The sequence below is a fragment of the Streptomyces sp. SLBN-8D4 genome (genome assembly GCF_049739545.1).
GTDB lineage: Bacteria > Actinomycetota > Actinomycetes > Streptomycetales > Streptomycetaceae > Streptomyces > Streptomyces canus_C.
In genome coordinates this window covers 7,892,795-7,909,214 of sequence record NZ_JBMGQC010000001.1, presented here as the reverse complement: position 1 = coordinate 7,909,214, position 16,420 = coordinate 7,892,795, and the positions used below count along the sequence as shown (strand labels likewise).

Sequence of the window (16,420 nt, the reverse complement as noted above, 5' to 3'; positions counted from 1 at the left end):
TGACGTGCAGATTTTAGAGATGGGTTCAGCGTACGGCCGGGGTGGGGTGCACGCAGGAGCGCGTACCCCACCCCGGTCGCGGGGTCACTTCTCGGTGACACCCGCCGAGTCGAACGTGGCGACCTCGTGCATGGCCCGCGCCGTGCTCTGGACCAGCGGCAGGGCCAGCAGGGCGCCCGTGCCCTCGCCGAGGCGCAGGTCGAGGTCGACCAGGGGGCGCAGGCCGAGCTTGTTCAGGGCGGCCACATGGCCCGGTTCGGCGCTGCGGTGGCCCGCGATGCAGGCCGCGAGGACCTCCGGGGCGATCGCGCGGGCCACCAGGGCGGCGGCGCCCGCGCTGACGCCGTCGAGGATGACCGGCGTGCGGAGGGAGGCGCCGCCTAGCAGCAGGCCCACCATCGCCGCGTGTTCGAAGCCGCCGATCGCCGCCAGGACGCCGATCGGGTCGGCGGGGTCCGGCTGGTGGAGTTCGATCGCGCGGCGGACGACCTCGGTCTTGCGGGCCAGGGTCTCGTCGTTGATGCCGGTGCCGCGGCCGGTGACCTCGGCGGGGTCGGTGCCCGTGAAGACGGAGATCAGGGCGGCGGACGCGGTGGTGTTCGCGATGCCCATCTCGCCCGTGAGGAGCGCCTTGTTGCCGGCCGCGACCAGGTCGCGCGCGGTCTCGATGCCGACCTCGATGGCCTGTTTGGCCTCCTCGCGGGTCATCGCGGGGCCGGTGGTCATGTCGGACGTGCCGGCCCGGATCTTGCGGGGCAACAGGCCGGGGGTGGCCGGGAGTTCGGACGCCACGCCGACGTCGACCACGCACACCTCGGCGCCCACCTGTCCCGCGAAGGCGTTGCAGACCGCGCCGCCGCCGAGGAAGTTGGCGACCATCTGGGCCGTCACCTCCTGCGGCCAGGGGGTGACGCCCTGGGCGTGCACGCCGTGGTCACCGGCGAAGATCGCGACGGCCGCGGGCTCCGGGATCGGCGGCGGGCACTGCCGGGAGAGCCCGGACAACTGGGCGGAGATGATCTCCAGCATGCCGAGCGCACCGGCCGGCTTGGTCATCCGCTTCTGGCGCTCCCAGGCCTCGCCGAGCGCCTTGGCGTCCAGCGGGCGGATCTGGGCGACGGTCTCGCCGAGCAGGTCGTGCGGCTCCTCGCCGGGCAGGGCGCGGCGGCCGTACGTCTCCTCGTGCACGACCCAGGACAGCGGGCGGCGCTTGGACCAGCCGGCCTGCATCAGCTCGGGCTCGTCCGGGAACTCGTCGACGTACCCGACGCACAGGTACGCGATGACCTCCAGGTGCTCGGGCAGCCCCAGCGCACGGACCATCTCGCGCTCGTCGAAGAAGCTGACCCAGCCGACGCCGAGGCCTTCGGCGCGGGCCGCGAGCCAGAGGTTCTCCACGGCGAGCGCGGCGGAGTACGGGGCCATCTGCGGCTGGGTGTGCCGGCCGAGGGTGTGGCGGCCGCCGCGGGTGGGGTCGGCGGTGACGACGATGTTCACCGGGGTGTCGAGGATGGCCTCGATCTTCAGTTCCTTGAACTGCTTGGCCCGGCCCTTGGGCAGCGACTTGGCGTACGCCTCGCGCTGGCGCTGGGCCAGGTCCTGCATCGCCGCGCGCGTCTCGGCGGAGCGGATGACGACGAAGTCCCACGGCTGCGAGTGGCCGACGGAGGGCGCGGTGTGGGCGGCCTCCAGGACGCGGAGCAGCACCTCGTGCGGGATCGGGTCGCTGCGGAAGCCGTTGCGGATGTCGCGGCGCTCCCGCATGACCTTGAGGACGGCCTCGCGCTCGGCGTCGTCGTAGGCGGGCGCGGCGGGGCCCGTGGACTGTCGTGCTTCTGCCACGGGAGCCGTGCTCACTTCCTGGTCTTCCTGGTCTTCCTGGTCGGCCGCCCGGGTGTCCAGGTCGTCCGCCTGCTGGGCGAGCTGGGGGCCGTCGACCGCGTCACGCGGGGCCGGGACCACGCCTTGCGGGGTGTCGTCCGTCGGGAGCGACAGGGGGTGGGGCGGGGTCGGCGCGAGGTGCGGGGTCGTCGGCACCGTTCCGTCCACCGGCACGAACTCACCGAGGGGCTGACCCGGTTGGGGCTCCAGGGGAACTCCCACGGGCATGACGACGGGCACCTCGGCGGAACCGGGGGTCGCGAACTGGGGCTGGGCGTCGGGGAGTTCGGCCAGGATGGGCTGGGGCGCGGGCGCCTGATCCGGGGTGGGCGGGAACTCCGCCTGCTGGACTGCGTCCTCCGGAACCGTCGGGTCCATCGGCTGTACGTCGATGTCGGCCGCGTCCGCCGCGACGGGCTCCGGCGCTTCAGGGACGGAGTCCTGCGGGGCGGGAACGACGTGGGGCGGCTGCGGCTCCCCTGTGGACTGGGCGGCGGGGGCAGGCTCCTGGGCCTGCTCGATCGCCGGTGCCGCCTGCTCGACGGGCACCGCTTCCTCGGCGGGGAGCGGCTCGGAAGCCTCCGCGGGGAGCGGCTCGGAAGCCTCCGCGGGAAGCGGCTCGGAAGCCTCCGCGGGAAGCGGCTCGGAAGCCTCTGCGGCCGAGTCGTCCTCCGCGAGTGCGGGGAGCTCTTCGGCCGGCGCGGTGACGGCGTCCGCCGACTGCGGGGCCTGTTCCGCCTCCGCGGGTGCCTGGAGGGCTACGGCTTCGGGGGCGTCCGGAGCGGCCACGGCGACGGCTTCCCCGGCGGGGGGTGCGATTTCGGGGGCGGCGGTTTCCGGGGCTGGGACGGCTTCCTGGGCAGCGTCGGGAGCAACCACCGGTTCCTGGGGCACGTCCTCGGCCGTCACCATTTCCGGAACGACTTCTTCCGGAACGACAACTTCCGGCGCGACTGCCTCCGGCGCGACACCAGCCTGCGGGACGGCGGCAGCCACCGCCTCCTGTCCCTCCGCGACCGACTCGGCTCCGGCGACCTCCGTCTCGGCCACGACGGGCTCGGACACCACGGGCTCAGACACGACGGCCTCGGGCACGACGGCCTCGGGCACGGGCGTCTGCTCGGCCGCCTCGCCCACCTGGGCCTCCTCGTCCGTGGCGACCGCAGCGGTGTCGGCGCCAGACGCGTCCGCCTCGGCAGCGGGTGCGGGTGCGGGTGCGGGCTGAACCTCATCGGGCAGGGAACCGTCTCCCGGCACCTGTGGCTGAGCTCCGTCCGCCCCGGAACCGTCGGCCAAGACCTGGCCCGCCTCAGCCACCGGCACGTGCGCGGCCTCGGCCACCGGCACGTGCGCGGCCTCGGCGACCGGCTCGGCATCCGGCACCGGAGCCACCGCGGCCTCGTACTCGGCGCCGTCCTCCTCGGAAGCGAGGTGGCCCACCGCGGCCTCCGTCGCGGCCACCGGTGCCGGCGCCGGAACAACCGTTTCGGCAGCGGGGGCCACCGTGCTCACCGGCACCTGGACGGCGGCCTGGGCCGGGGCGCCCCACGGGACCGCGCCCTGCGGCTGCGGGGCTTCGAAGTACTCGGGGCCGGGACCGGGCGCGGCCGGCTGCCGTACCGGCGCGCCCGCGGGGCCGCGGTCGGCAAGGGAGCGGACCGGGCTCGCGGAGGCGTCGGGGATCGGCGGCCCGAGGTGCAGCGGCCGGCGGGGCGTGATGGGCGGGATCGGCACCGTAGGAGCCTGGACCTGCGGTGTACGGACCGCGCTCAGATCGTGCACTCCGCTGTCCCGGCCGGCCATCTCGTGCGGACCCGGCTCGTGGACGGTCTCGACGACCGGCTCCGGGGCGGGCGGGGCGACCTCGTTGCCCCAGGGGCTCTGGGCGCCCGGCAGCAGCAACAGGTCTTCGTCCTCGGCGGTGGTCTCGGAGAGGTAGGTGTACGCACCCGGCGCGGGAACGCCGGGCTGTTCCACCATGCCTGCGTTCTCCGGCAGTCCCTCGCCCGGAACCTGGCCGGTGTCGGTCATGCGTACCCCTCGCCCATCGGTTAGTGCTTATACGACCAGCTCACCGGGGACGGCGCACCGACCGCCCCCGTGGTGAAGAACGAGCGTGCGTGCCCAGCGGCACGAACGGCCCGCCGAGAAAGACGACAAAGCCATTAACTGGCATTGTCCCGGCCGTTCTCCCGTCGCGACAGGTTGATCCGCGACAGCCCACTGTGGACTGCGCCACGTTGCGCGTCCTCCGGTTCTGCCGTACCGCACCCCATCCCAAAACGGGCGCGCTTTCCGGACATTGACGAACGAATGCCGGTCGGCCGGGAGCGGTACAACGGTCGGCCAGCCTACCGCGCGCAGTACGACAACAGGATCACGGGGACGGCGAAAGCGCGACGAGCGGCGTCAGGCCGTACGGTCCGGCAGGACCCCGCTGAGCAGGAACGCGACACTCCGCTCCGTCTCCGTCCAGGCCCGGGTGTCGAGTTCGACTGACTGGAGGAGGGCGCACTCGACGCGGTAGCCGTGCTCGGTGAGGTCCCGGCCGACGAGTTCGGCCTCGTCGCGGGTGGCCGCGTGGGCGACGATGCGCTGCGGACGCCGGTCGGCGACCGCGGAGACCACGGCCACTCCCCCGCCGCCGACGCGGACGACGTCCGGTTCGGGCAGGTTCTCCAGGACGTGCGGGGCGATGCCGGGGACGATCTGGACCTGCAGTCCGAAGGCGCGGGCGTTGGCCTCGGTGCGCTCGCAGGCCCTCAGATCGCGGTCGACGGCGATGACGGCGGCCCCGGCCCGGGCGGCCTCGGTGGCGAAGGCGCCGCTGCCGCAGCCGATGTCCCACACGAGGTCGCCGACGCGCGGTCCCAGTCGGGCGAGTTGGGCCGCGCGGAGCGGTTCCAGTTCGCCTTCGCCCATGAGGCCGCCGTAGGCCTCGGCGGGCAGGGTCCAGCCGCGGGGCGTGGCGGCCGGGTCACGGCCCGCGATCCAGCCGCCGTCCTCCGTGACGGCGGCCGTGCCGCCGATGACAATGACGAGGTTGGGGTCGCGCCAGGTGTGGTCGGCGGCCTTGTCGGAGGTGACGACGGTGACCTGTTCGCGGTCGGTGCCCAGCTCCTCGCAGATGACGAAGGTGCGGTGGACGCCCTCCATCAGCAGGCCGAGTTCGGCGGGGCCGGCGCCGGGCGAGGTGAGGACGGCGACCTTGGGGTGCGCCCGGCACACGTTCACCGCGCGGCGCAGGGTGCGCCGGTGGGCGACGACCACCTGGGCGTCGTCCCAGGCCATACCGGCGCGGGCGAAGGCGGCGGCGACCGAGGAGACACCGGGGACGACCTCGACCTCCAGGCCGAACTCGGGTGCGCGCAGGGTCCGTACGACTCCGAAGAACCCGGGATCGCCGTCGGCGAGCACGACCGCGGTGCCGCGGTGGCCGGTGATACGGCGGGCGGCGAGGGCGACGCTGCCGAGGCGGATGCGTTCGGCGGTGGGGGGCACCTCGGGGAGTGCGAGGTGGTGGGCGGCGCCCGCGACCAGCGTGGCGGCGCCGAGGGCGGAGCGTGCCGCGGCGGTCAGCGGCGAGCCGTCCCAGCCGATCACCGTGACCCGGTCGGCCATCGTCTCTCAGTCTCCAGGGGTGTGCGCAGGTTGTCGTCGGTGGGCAGCCCGCGGGGGGCTCCGTGAGGGTACCCGCTGCGCCTCGGGAGCGCTTTCGCCGGCCCGAGTCCGAATCCGGTCAGTTCCAGTCGGAGTACGTCGTGAAGCCGTCCGTGTCGGCCAGCCGGTCGCCCGCTCCGTCGAGGTCCTCGGGCAGCAGGCTCCACACGATGAAGTCGGTGCGGACATCGCTCCAGGTACCGTCGTCGGCGCGGACGTGCGCTATGCAGGCGCCTCGCAGGACACCTTCGCTGATACAGCCGATCTTCTGGGCGACCTGCTGGGAGGCGGTGTTGTCGGCCGCCGTGCGCAGCTCGATCCGCTCGAACTTCTGGTCGGTGAACAGCCACTGGGCGGTGGCGAGCGCGGCCTCGGAGGCGTAGCCCTCGCCGCGGGCCCAGGGGGCGATGATGTACGACAACTCCGTGGAACGGACATGCCAGTTGGTCTTCGCGAGCTGGACGACGCCGACCAGGCGCTGGGTGAGGAACTCGGTGACGGCGAAGTTGATGCCGCGACCGGACTCCCGCTCGCTCGGCGCGTACTGCGTGATCCAGCCGCGCGCCTGGTCCTCGCTGTAGGGCTGGGGCACGTCGGTCCAGGCCCCCACCTGCTCGTCGTTCATCATCTCGGCCAGCGCGGGCACGTCGTCCTCGTCGAGGGGGCGCAGCACCAACCGCTCCGTGCTGATGGAGATGTTGGGGAAGCTGCCACTCATGCGCCACTCCGTAACCGTCGGAAACCTGCGGGGCCTGCTGAACTGCCCAGCATGCAGCATGAAAGCACCGAACCGCATCACGGGGCCCACACATGGTGAGCGAGTGGACCCCGTGCGTGGCGATACGTCGTATACGCGCCGGTGGCTACGCCGTTCAGAAGGACGCGATGACGGAACCGGCGTACTTGTCCTCGATGAACTTCTTGACCTCGGGGGAGGTGAGGAGCTTGGCGAGCTTCTTCACGCGCGGGTCGTCCTGGTTGCCGTCCTTCACCGCGAGGAAGTTGCCGTAGGGGCTGTTCTTCGCGGACTCCAGGACGAGGGCGTCCTTGGTCGGCTTGAGGTCGGCGGAGATGGCGTAGTTGCCGTTGACGACCGCCGCGTCCACGTCGTCGAGGGAGCGCACGGTCTGGGCCGCCTCGACCTCCTTGAACTTGAGGTTCTTCGGGTTCTTGGTGATGTCCCGGGGCGTCGCTTCGCTGCCGGCGCCGTCGTTGAGCGTGATCAGCCCGTTGGCGGCGAGCAGCTTCAGGGAGCGGGCCTCGTTGACGGCGTCGTTCGGAACGGCGACGGTCGCACCGCTCTTCAGGGCGTCGGCGCTCTTCACCTTGTGGGAGTAGAGGCCGAGCGGCTCCAGATGCACCGTGACGACGGGCACGATGTGCGTGCCGCGCTTCTTGTTGAAGTCGTCGAGGTACGGCTGGTTCTGGAAGTAGTTGGCGTCCACCGAGCCGTCCTCGGTCGCCGTGTTCGGCACGATGTAGTCCTGGAACTCCTTGACCTCCAGGTCGAGGCCCGCCTTCTTCGCGAGGTGCTCCTTGACGTAGTTCAGGATCTCGGCGTGCGGGGTGGGGCTCGCGGCGACGACCAGCGGTCCGCTGGTGTCGGAGGCGGAGCCCGAGCCGGACGAACCGCAGGCGCTGAGCCCGAAGGTGAGGGCTCCGGCGGCGAGGACGGCGGTGCTGAGCTTTGCGGTGTTACGCACGAAAAGTGCCTTTCCTTTTGGGTGCAGCGATCCCGCGATGGGGTGCACGGGAAGATCCGGGAGGGGTCAGACGGTCTTGGTGTCCGCCGTCGAGGCCTTCAGCAGCCGCAGCTTCGGCGCCGGGCCGGAGCGACCGCCGCGGCGGTGCAGCGAGCGGGCCGCGAAGTCGCCGGCGAACTGGATGAGCGAGATGACGACGGCGAGGATCGCGACGGTGATCCACATGAGCTGGGTCTCGAAGCGCTGGTAGCCGTAGCGGATGGCGATGTCTCCCAGGCCGCCGGCGCCGACGGTTCCGGCCATTGCGGAGTAGCCGATGAGCGCGACGATCGTGGTGGTGGTGCTGGCGATCAGCGAGGGCAGTGCTTCCGGTACGAGGACCTTGCGGACGATCGTCCAGGTGTTGCCGCCCATCGACTGCACGGCCTCGACCAGCCCGCCGTCCACTTCGCGGACAGCCGTCTCGACGAGCCGTGCGAAGAACGGGATCGCGCCGATGGCGAGCGGCACGATCGCGGCCTCGCGGCCGATGGTCGTGCCGGTGATCGAGCGGGTGAAGCCCATGAGCGCGACCATCAGGATGATGAACGGCATCGAGCGGGCAACGTTCACGACCTGGCCGATGACCTTGTTCGCGACGACGTTCTGGAGGAGTCCGCCCCGGTCGGTGAGGACGAGCAGGACACCGAGCGGCAGACCGCCCACGACGGCGATGAGGGTGGACCAGCCGACCATGTAGAGGGTGTCCCAACACGCCTGCTCCAGCAGGGGCTGCATCTCGGACCAGGTCACTTGGCACCTTCCTTCACCAGCTGGTGCTCACCGACGACATCGATCTGCAGGCCCTGTTCGCGCAGGAAGCCGACGGGCACGACGTTGTCCTCGTAGCGGCCGGGCAGTTCGATGCGCATCCGGCCGACCTGGAGGCCGCCGACGGTGTCGATGGCTGCGCCGAGGATCGATATGTCGATGTTGTAGGTGCGCGAGAGCTGGGAGATGACGGGCTGGGTGGCCGCGTCCCCCTGGAAGGTGACGTCGACGACGGTCCGGTCCTCGCCGGTGGCGGTGCCACCGACCGGGAAGAGCGCGGAGGCCAGTTCGGAGCCGGGAGTCGCGAGTAGTTCGCTGACCGTGCCGGACTCGACGATGCGGCCGTTCTCCATCAGGGCCGCCGAGTCGCAGACCGACTTCACGACGTCCATCTCGTGGGTGATGAGCAGGACGGTGAGGCCCAGCTGCCGGTTCAGGTCGCGCAGCAGCTGGAGGATCGAGCGGGTGGTCTCGGGGTCGAGGGCGCTGGTGGCCTCGTCGGACAGGAGCACCTTGGGGTCGCCGGCCAGGGCGCGGGCGATGCCGACACGCTGCTTCTGGCCGCCGGAGAGCTGGGCCGGGTAGGCGCCCACCTGGTCGGCGAGTCCGACGAGGTCCAGCAGCTCGAGTGCCTTGCGTGAGCGCTCCTTGCCGGACTTGCCGAGGATCTCCAGCGGCAGTTCGACGTTGTCCCGGACCGTCCGGGTGGACAGCAGGTTGAAGTGCTGGAAGACCATGCCGATACGGCTGCGCGCCTGCCGCAGCTCCTTGCCGGCGCGCTGGCCGCGGCCCGCGAGGGCGGTGAGGTCCTGCCCGGCGACGGTCACGGTGCCGGCGGTGGGGCGCTCCAGCAGGTTGACGCAGCGGATGAGCGAGGACTTGCCGGCGCCGGACTGGCCGATGACGCCGTACACCTCGCCTTCGCGGACGTGCAGATCGACGCCGTCCAGGGCGGTGACCTCACGGCCGCGCGAGCGGTAGACCTTGGTCAGGCCTGTTGTCGTGATCACTGGGGTTTCCGTCACTGTCGAGTACCCGGGCGTGGGTGTGCCCTGGTACGGGAGAGAAGTCGTGCGCGGGCACATGGGTCACGTACGGCGTTCAACGCGTACGGACGTGCCGGGGCTGCTCGCTTCGGGGGCGAGGCTCAGGAGGTGGTGCGGGGGCCCTCTAGCAGGCGCACATTCGACACATACAACGAGCACCGGGCGTCAGGGTCGCCTCGGTCGCAAGGGTGCGGCAGCTCGTCGTGGTCATGCGATCAGTAAAGCAGACGTATGGGAGCGACCAAGAACCTGTTGTCCGAATAGTGGACAGCGGTGGACAGGTGTCAGGACCGGACGGAGATCTCCACCTTCCCGGCGGTGACCAGGGCCGACAAGGCCGACAGGTTCTCCACCACCAGGTCGGCGTCGAGCTCGTGGGCCTGGTGCGTTGTGGTCAAGGCCACGGTGGTCATTCCGGCGGCGCGCCCGGCGCGCAGGCCGGCGGGGGCGTCCTCGAAGACGACACAGCGGGACGGGTCGACGCCGAGTTCGCGGGCGGCGAGCAGATAGGGCTCGGGGTCGGGCTTGCCGCGGGTGACGTCGTCGGCGGCGACCAGGGTCTTGGGCAGGATGCCGACGGCCTCGAGCCGGGCCTCGGCGAGCCGGCGGGTGGCGGAGGTGACGACGGCCCAGCGGTCGGCGGGCAGGGAGTCCAGGAAGGGCGCGGTCCCGGGCAGCAGATGAGCACCGCCGTTGGGCACGTCCTCCACCTCCAACTCCTCGATCCGCGCGAGGGCCCGTGGCACGACGTCGGCGGGGAGCAGGTCCGCCGCTATCTCGACGGCCGGGCGCCCGTGCAGTTCGACCTGTGCGAAGGCCTCGGCGGTGATGCCGAACTCCGCCGCCCAGCGCGTCCAGCAGCGGTGCACGGATTCAAGGGAGGAGACGAGCGTTCCGTCGTTGTCGAACAGGAGGGCTTCGGCCTGGATCTTCATGCCTTCGACCCTACGGTGCCGGGCGGGGGCGGCCGCATCAGGCCTTTTGCGCCGTAATAGGCTCGCCGCATGTTTGATGCCCTGACGCTGGTGACCGGCGTCGCCGCGCTGCTGCTGGCCGCCTGGTGCGGCTGGGCCGCCTACCGTGACGAGCCGACCAAGGACTGGCACTTCATCGGGATGGCCGTGGTGTCGGTGCTGGCGCTGGTCCAGCTGGTGGTCGGGATCGTGCAGCTCGCACGGGGCGAGAAGCCGGAGCAGGGGACGACGATCTTCGTCGCCTATCTGCTGGGGGCGTTCGCGTGTGTGCCGGCGGCGGGGTTCATGTCGCTCGCGGAGCGGACGCGGTGGGGATCGGTGACGGTTGCCGCCGGCGGGGTGGTGCTGGCCGTTCTGGAGGTACGGCTCTATGACATCTGGGGAAGCTGACGTGAGCCGACGGTTGACCAGTGGGCCGGGGACGCTGCTGGTGTGGTTGTACGGGGTGATGGTCGTGGGGGCGGTGTCGCGTTCGGCCGTGCAGATCTCCACCGACTTCGACCGGGCGCCGCTCGCGTATTCGCTGTCAGCGGTGGCCGGGGTGGTCTACGGGTTCATCACGTACTCGCTGGTGCGGGGTGGGGAGACGGCACGCAAGGCGGCGCTGGTGTGCTGTGTCGTGGAGCTGTTGGGTGTGCTGACCGTCGGCACGTGGACGCTGGTGGAGCCCTCGGCGTTTCCGGATGCCACGGTCTGGTCGGACTTCGGGATCGGATACCTCTTCATCCCCGTGCTCCTGCCGCTTTCCGCCATTTACTGGTTGCGGAAAGGTGCGCCCACGGGGGATGCCGCCTGAGGTTCTTGGGCGGCATCCGGCCGTACATGCAATCGTCAAGCCGTAGCTGCGTATGTGCCGGCCGGCTTCTCCAGGACGATCATCGGGACCCCGTCCGCGCCCTCCGACGTGCCCACGGTCTGGTAGCCGACCTTGCGGTAGAGGCGGAGGTTGCCCTCGCTGCGGTGGCCGGTGAAGAGGCGGAAGCTGGTGGCGCCGCGGTCGTCCGCGAGGGCGGATTCGGCTGCCCTGAGGAGGCGGGCGCCGATGCCGTGGCCCTGGAGGCGGGGGTGGACGCAGAGTTTGCCGATGGCGGCCGAGCCGTCCTCGGTGACCCGGCCGCGGACCGAGCCGACCACCTCGTCTCCCAGACGGGCCACGAAGACACAGTCCGAGGCCACCTCGGCACGGACCGAGTCCAGGGTCTGGACGAGCGGATCGATGCGGTAGTTGCCGTACAGCGCCGCCTCACTCTGGAAGCACAGGTACTGCAGCCTGAAGATCTGCTCCGCGTCCTGCTCGGCCGCCGCAGAGATGGTCACGCTCATGCCCATGTGCGCACGCCTCCCGCTCACCTGATCGCCTGTTGTCCCCCACTCCTATCCCCGCGTTCGGCGTGTCGCAACCTCCGGTGCAAGCAGTCGTCGCAGACATCCCAGGCATCTGGAACGTTCCGGACCAAGACTGCCCTGTGAGATACCCAACTCCCCCGCGATCTCGCGGTAGGTGAGGTCCCTCGGGGACAGGAGGGCCGCGATCAGCGAGGGGCAGCGGCCGGGCAGTCGGCGTACCGCGTCGTGCAGGGCCCTGCGCCGGGCCGCGGCGAGGGTGAGCTGCTCGGGGGTGCGGTCGGCGTCGGCCGCGGGCTCGGTGTCGTAGGGCCGTTCGAGGCGGGTCGTACGACGGCTGCGGCGGGACTCGGAGCGGACGGCGCGGCGGAGCCAGCCGGGCGGGTCGAGGGGCGGGCCCTGGGTCTCCAGGTGCTCCAGGAGCCGGAGCCAGACCGCCTGTTCCAGATCGGCGGGTTCCGTACCGGAGGCATGTGCCTCAGCGGAGGCCTCGGCGGTGAGCAGCGGGCGCAGGGTGGTGACCAGGTCGGGCGTCATATGCGGTACGACACGGCCGCCCGGGTCGTGGGTTGCCCGGGCGGCCGTAAGTCACCCCCATCGGGGGCCGCCGGCTCAGCCGTTGACGAAGTCCTGACGTGCCAGGACTCCGGTGTCCGCGTTGTCGGTGAAGACGCCGTCGATGCCGGTGGCGAAGTACCGCTTGAACGCGCCGAAGGCGTCTCCGTAGGCGTCCGCGTCCGTGCCCTTGCGGTACTCCGCCGGCAGGAAGGGGTTCTCGTTGCGCATGGTGTAGGGGTGCAGGATCAGCCCGACCTTGTGCGCGTCGGCGACCAGGGTGGTCTCCTTGTCGAGGCTTCCGTCGGCCTTCTTCGTGATGACCAGGTCGAGGGTCGGGCCGATGCCCTGGGCGTAGCCCGCGATCTCCCTGAGGCCCTTGGGGGTGATCAGGTCGGCGACCGTGCGCGGGTCGCCCGTCGCGACGAAGTCCCAGGGGCGGGTGTTCGCGGCGGACAGGAGGACGACCAGGGGGTTGTCGACGAGCTTGTTCAGGCGCTGGATGCTGGTCGGCTCGAAGGACTGGAGGATGACCGGGGAGTTGCGCCTGGCCTTGCCGTGCTTGTGCAGCAGCTTCGCGACACGCTCCTCAAGGCCCAGACCGAGCCCCCGGAAGTAGGTGGGATGCTTGGTCTCGGGGTAGATCCAGACCTGCTTGCCGCGCCTGCGGGTCTGCTCGTCCTGCCACTTGAGGACTTCCTCGAAGGTGGGGATCTCCCAGCGGCCGTTGTAGAGCGTGTTGTGCGGGCGGTTGGCCGGGATGCGCTCGATCGCGCGGAGCGTCTTGAGCTCGGCGAGCGTGAAGTCCTCGGTGAACCAGCCGGTGACGGAGACGCCGTCGAGGACCTTGGTCCTCTTGCGGTCGGCGAACTCCTTGTGGTCGGCGACGTCGGTCGTGCCGCCGATCTCCGGTTCGTGGCGGCAGACCAGGTGACCGTGCCTGGTGGGGACGAGGTCGCCGGCCTCGACGATGTCGGCGCCCAGGTCGAGGGCGAGCTGGTAGGAGCCGAAGGTGTGCTCGGGGCGGTAGCCGCTGGCACCCCGATGGCCGATGATCGTCGGCACGGGCAGGCTCTTCAGCCCGCCGCCGTGCCCGGCGGATCCGGCGGTCGCGGCTCTCGCCGTACCGGAGAGGCCGAGGACCGCTCCCCCGGCGCCGAACATCGCGGCCCCGAGAAGTGCCCGTCGTCCGGTGCCGTCCGTGTGCTCGTCCTGCGATCCCATGGGGACCCCTCCTGCCGTCGCCTCTTCGATGCGGGCCGATCGTAGGTCGGGGTCCGTGACGGACGGGAGACCTCCCGCGGAACACGCGGGTGACGCGGGATGTCGTATGGGAACAGATGTCTGATGGTTCGTCGGCTTCATGGCGGAGGGGCGGGGTACGCGTCCGTCGGGGCGACCTCCGTCACATCGTTCCGCCCGGGTTTCCGGGAGGCAACGGGGTTCAACCGCAGGTAAACGAGTGTCAACAGTGCGTAAGACCTCGGTGAACCCCGGGCGCCCGATGTGCACGACCCCCCGAGCCGCGAGTAATGTCCTCACCTGCACAGACTCATACAGTTTCCCTGGTCGTTCTCTTGACACCGGAGGGCCCGTTGTCCCGCTTCGCGCTCATCAAGGCAGTGCTCGGACCGATCATGCGCCTGATGTTCCGCCTACGGGTGGAGGGCGCGGAGCACATCCCTGGCGACGGTCCGGTCATCCTGGCCGGCAACCACCTCACCTTCATCGACTCGATGATCCTTCCGCTGGTCTGCGACCGGCAGGTGTTCTTCATCGGCAAGGACGAGTACGTCACCGGCACGTCCCTCAAGGGCCGGTTCATGGCCTGGTTCTTCATCGGCGTCGGCATGATCCCGGTGGACCGCGACGGCGGCCGCGGTGGCGTGGCCGCGCTGATGACCGGGCGCCGGGTCCTGGAGGAGGGCAAGGTCTTCGGGATCTACCCCGAGGGGACCCGCTCGCCCGACGGCCGGCTGTACCGGGGGCGTACGGGCATCGCCCGTCTGACCCTGATGACGGGTGCGCCGGTGGTCCCCTTCGCGATGATCGGCACGGACAAGCTGCAGCCGGGGGGTGCGGGGATGCCGCGTCCGGGGCGCGTGACGGTTCGGTTCGGTGAGGCGATGGAGTTCTCGCGGTACGACGGGATGGACCGGGACCGCTACGTGCTGCGGGCCGTGACGGACTCGGTGATGACCGAGGTCATGCGGCTGTCCGGCCAGGAGTACGTGGACATGTACGCGACGAAGGCGAAGGCTGCGTAGCCGGTTCGTCGTCGGGCGCGGGTCCGTGGGGCTTCTCGCGCAGTTCCCCGCGCCCCTAGAAGCCCTTGTCCAACCGTTGGTTCTTCAGCATGAACCAGGCTGCTGCTGCCGTGACCAGCAGGACCGCCGCCCCAGCACCCGCGGCGGTCGCGAGGCCGTCCACAAAGGACTCCCGAGCTGACGACAGCATGTGCTGAGCCGTGTTCGCCGGCATCACCGACGCCGCTTCCACCGCCCCGCCCAGTGACTCGTGTGCGCCGTCCGGAGTACCCGTCGGAGCCGCGAAGCCCCGGTACACGCCCGTCACGATCGAGCCCAGTACCGCGATGCCCAGGGCCGCGCCCAGTTCGTACGCCGTCTCGGAGACCGCCGAGGCCGCGCCCGCCTGTTCCTTCGGGACGCTCGACAGGATCACGTCGGCGGTCACCGTGAACGAGAAGCCCGCGCCCACGCCCACGACCAGCAGGGCCGCGCCCAGAATCGGGTAGCCCGTGGACTGGTCGAGCAGGGTCAGTGACGCCAGGGCCAGCCCGATGGCCGCGAGGCCGCCGGAGACCACCGCGCGTACCGAGTACCTGCGGGCGACCGTACCGGCCACCAGGCCCGCCGCCACCGCGCCCACCGCGGCCGGGAGTTCCGCCAGGCCCGCCTTCAACGGGCCCATGCCCTGCACGAGTTGCAGGTACTGGGAGAGGAAGAAGACCAGGCCGGACAGGCCGAGGATGGTGAGCAGGTCGGCCAGGACGGCGCCGCTGAAGCCGTGGTTGCGGAAGAGACGCATGTCCAGGAGCGGGGCCGGGAGGGTCAACTGGCGGCGGACGAAGGCACAGAGCGCTGCCGCGCCCAGGGCGCCCGCGGCCAGCGGCTCCCACGTGATGCCGTGCGCGGCGAACTCCTTGACCGCGTAGACCACGCCGATCATGCCGACCAGGGACAGTGCCACGCTGGTCATGTCCCAGGGGCCCGGGTTCGGATTGCGGGACTCCGGCAGCAGCTTGACGCCGACGAGGACCAGGACCGCCATCACCGGCAGGTTGATCAGGAAGACCGAGCCCCACCAGAAGTGTTCGAGGAGGAAGCCGCCGACGATCGGTCCGATCGCCGTACCGGCGGAGGCGGTCGCGCCCCAGACGCCGACGGCGAGGCTGCGTTCGCGCGGGTCGTGGAAGAGGTTGCGGATCAGGGCCAGGGTGGCGGGCATGAGGGTCGCGCCGGCGACGCCGAGCAGCGCCCGCGCCAGGATCAGCAGCTCCGGTGTCGCCGCGTAGGCGTTGAGGACCGATATCGCGCCGAACGCCGTCGCGCCCAGCAGCAGGATCCGCTTGCGGCCGATGCGGTCGCCGAGGCTGCCCATCGACACCAGCAGGCCCGCGATGACGAACGAGTAGACGTCACCGATCCACAGGAGCTGGGTCCCGGTGGGCCTCAGGTCCTCGCTGATGTACGGGGTCGCGAGGCCGAGGACGGTCGCGTCGACGGCCACCAGCAGCACGGCGAGCACCAGGACGGACAGCGCGAGCCAACGGCCGGGACGCTTCACCGCCTCGGTCGTGGTCGCCGGCTGCAGGGTGCTGGTCATGATTCCTCTCTCGGTCGTGCGGAATGACGTAGTGCGCCACCGAGCAGCAGCTCGGTGATCATGTGGGTGAAGTCCTTGGGAGCCACGCGGCCCGCCTGAGCGGCCCAGGCGCACGAGGCGACCAGTCCGTAGAGCGCTTCGGTGAGCCAGACCGGGCTGAGGTCGATGCGGAACTCGCCGTTCTGCTGGCCGCGTACGAACACCGAGGCGATCCGGAGGTCCAGTCGCGACCAGGGGTCGCCTCCGCCGTCCTCCCACAGCTCGTTCTCGCCGTAGAGGAAGGCCAGCAGCCCGGCGACGGGTTCGATCTCCCGCACGAGCCTGCGTACGGCGTCGCTCGCGGGCCCCTCGTCCAGGCGGGCCGTGTCGAGCGCCGCCTCGCACTCGGCGATGCCGTGCTCCTCCAGGGCCCGGACGAGCGCGTCCCGTCCCGCGAAGTGGCGGTGCAGCGTGGCCCGGCTGATCCCGGCGGCCTTGGCGACCTCGTCCATGGTCGCGGTGGATTTGCGGGTCAGCAGGGCCGCGGCACTGCGCAGCACGTGGTCACGATCGACAGCCATGAGACAACGATACCTCGTGTGAGACATTCTTGTCTCACACG

Annotated in this window: 15 protein-coding genes; 3 read left to right on the top strand and 12 right to left on the bottom strand. The window is 70.9% G+C overall.

Annotated elements, in window-relative coordinates; translation table 11 throughout:
- Positions 1–84 precede the first annotated feature (84 nt).
- From cobT to RKD20_RS35915, 7 genes are all read right to left on the bottom strand, one after another.
- On the bottom strand, positions 85–3,912 hold the full coding sequence (cobT, locus tag RKD20_RS35945) for a nicotinate-nucleotide--dimethylbenzimidazole phosphoribosyltransferase (RefSeq protein ID WP_424881347.1): 3,828 nt from the start codon (positions 3,910–3,912) through the stop codon (positions 85–87).
- A gap of 378 nt (positions 3,913–4,290) precedes the next feature.
- The gene (cbiE, locus tag RKD20_RS35940; protein ID WP_359433687.1) at positions 4,291–5,502 is read right to left on the bottom strand and encodes a precorrin-6y C5,15-methyltransferase (decarboxylating) subunit CbiE; all 1,212 of its coding nucleotides are present in this window, start codon (positions 5,500–5,502) and stop codon (positions 4,291–4,293) included.
- Between the two features lie 118 nt (positions 5,503–5,620).
- Complete coding sequence (locus tag RKD20_RS35935; protein WP_424881346.1) at positions 5,621–6,259, bottom strand: GNAT family N-acetyltransferase; 639 nt, start codon at positions 6,257–6,259, stop codon at positions 5,621–5,623.
- Between the two features lie 154 nt (positions 6,260–6,413).
- Positions 6,414–7,244, bottom strand: coding sequence for a MetQ/NlpA family ABC transporter substrate-binding protein (locus tag RKD20_RS35930; protein ID WP_424881345.1), 831 nt, complete (start codon positions 7,242–7,244; stop codon positions 6,414–6,416).
- Positions 7,245–7,310: 66 nt separating this feature from the next.
- Positions 7,311–8,036, bottom strand: coding sequence for a methionine ABC transporter permease (locus tag RKD20_RS35925; protein WP_424881344.1), 726 nt, complete (start codon positions 8,034–8,036; stop codon positions 7,311–7,313).
- Positions 8,033–9,064: a methionine ABC transporter ATP-binding protein gene (locus RKD20_RS35920; protein WP_424881343.1), complete on the bottom strand. Its 1,032-nt coding sequence runs from the start codon at positions 9,062–9,064 to the stop codon at positions 8,033–8,035. The genes RKD20_RS35925 and RKD20_RS35920 overlap by 4 nt, the downstream gene beginning before the upstream one ends.
- 320 nt (positions 9,065–9,384) lie before the next feature.
- Positions 9,385–10,035 carry an HAD family hydrolase gene (locus RKD20_RS35915; protein ID WP_424881342.1) on the bottom strand — a complete coding sequence of 217 codons (651 nt, stop codon included), beginning with the start codon at positions 10,033–10,035 and terminating at the stop codon, positions 9,385–9,387.
- A gap of 69 nt (positions 10,036–10,104) precedes the next feature.
- Here RKD20_RS35915 and RKD20_RS35910 point away from each other — a divergent pair, with 69 nt between their 5' ends.
- Together RKD20_RS35910 and RKD20_RS35905 are read left to right on the top strand one after the other, a co-directional pair.
- The gene (locus RKD20_RS35910; protein ID WP_028807693.1) at positions 10,105–10,464 is read left to right on the top strand and encodes a hypothetical protein; all 360 of its coding nucleotides are present in this window, start codon (positions 10,105–10,107) and stop codon (positions 10,462–10,464) included.
- Complete coding sequence (locus RKD20_RS35905; RefSeq protein ID WP_424881341.1) at positions 10,445–10,870, top strand: hypothetical protein; 426 nt, start codon at positions 10,445–10,447, stop codon at positions 10,868–10,870. Before RKD20_RS35910 ends, RKD20_RS35905 begins: the two co-directional genes overlap by 20 nt.
- A gap of 35 nt (positions 10,871–10,905) precedes the next feature.
- On the opposite strand, the gene RKD20_RS35900 is transcribed toward RKD20_RS35905, so the two are convergent.
- The 3 genes from RKD20_RS35900 to RKD20_RS35890 all read right to left on the bottom strand — a co-directional run bounded on the left by RKD20_RS35900 (position 10,906) and on the right by RKD20_RS35890 (position 13,197).
- Positions 10,906–11,403: a GNAT family N-acetyltransferase gene (locus RKD20_RS35900; protein ID WP_359433696.1), complete on the bottom strand. Its 498-nt coding sequence runs from the start codon at positions 11,401–11,403 to the stop codon at positions 10,906–10,908.
- A 45-nt stretch (positions 11,404–11,448) separates the two neighbouring features.
- Positions 11,449–11,955 (bottom strand): sigma-70 family RNA polymerase sigma factor, encoded by a 507-nt coding sequence (locus RKD20_RS35895; RefSeq protein ID WP_020117625.1) that lies wholly within the window; start codon positions 11,953–11,955, stop codon positions 11,449–11,451.
- A gap of 75 nt (positions 11,956–12,030) precedes the next feature.
- Positions 12,031–13,197 (bottom strand): glycerophosphodiester phosphodiesterase, encoded by a 1,167-nt coding sequence (locus RKD20_RS35890; RefSeq protein ID WP_424881340.1) that lies wholly within the window; start codon positions 13,195–13,197, stop codon positions 12,031–12,033.
- A 371-nt stretch (positions 13,198–13,568) separates the two neighbouring features.
- Between RKD20_RS35890 and RKD20_RS35885 the strand changes: the two genes are divergently transcribed.
- Positions 13,569–14,240, top strand: a complete 672-nt coding sequence (locus tag RKD20_RS35885) for a lysophospholipid acyltransferase family protein (protein ID WP_020117627.1) — start codon at positions 13,569–13,571, stop codon at positions 14,238–14,240.
- Between the two features lie 55 nt (positions 14,241–14,295).
- Here the strand turns inward: RKD20_RS35885 and RKD20_RS35880 are convergent, their stop codons facing one another.
- Complete coding sequence (locus RKD20_RS35880) at positions 14,296–15,819, bottom strand: MFS transporter (RefSeq protein ID WP_424881339.1); 1,524 nt, start codon at positions 15,817–15,819, stop codon at positions 14,296–14,298.
- The gene (locus RKD20_RS35875) at positions 15,816–16,379 is read right to left on the bottom strand and encodes a TetR/AcrR family transcriptional regulator (protein WP_020117629.1); all 564 of its coding nucleotides are present in this window, start codon (positions 16,377–16,379) and stop codon (positions 15,816–15,818) included. Before RKD20_RS35875 ends, RKD20_RS35880 begins: the two co-directional genes overlap by 4 nt.
- Positions 16,380–16,420 lie beyond the last annotated feature (41 nt).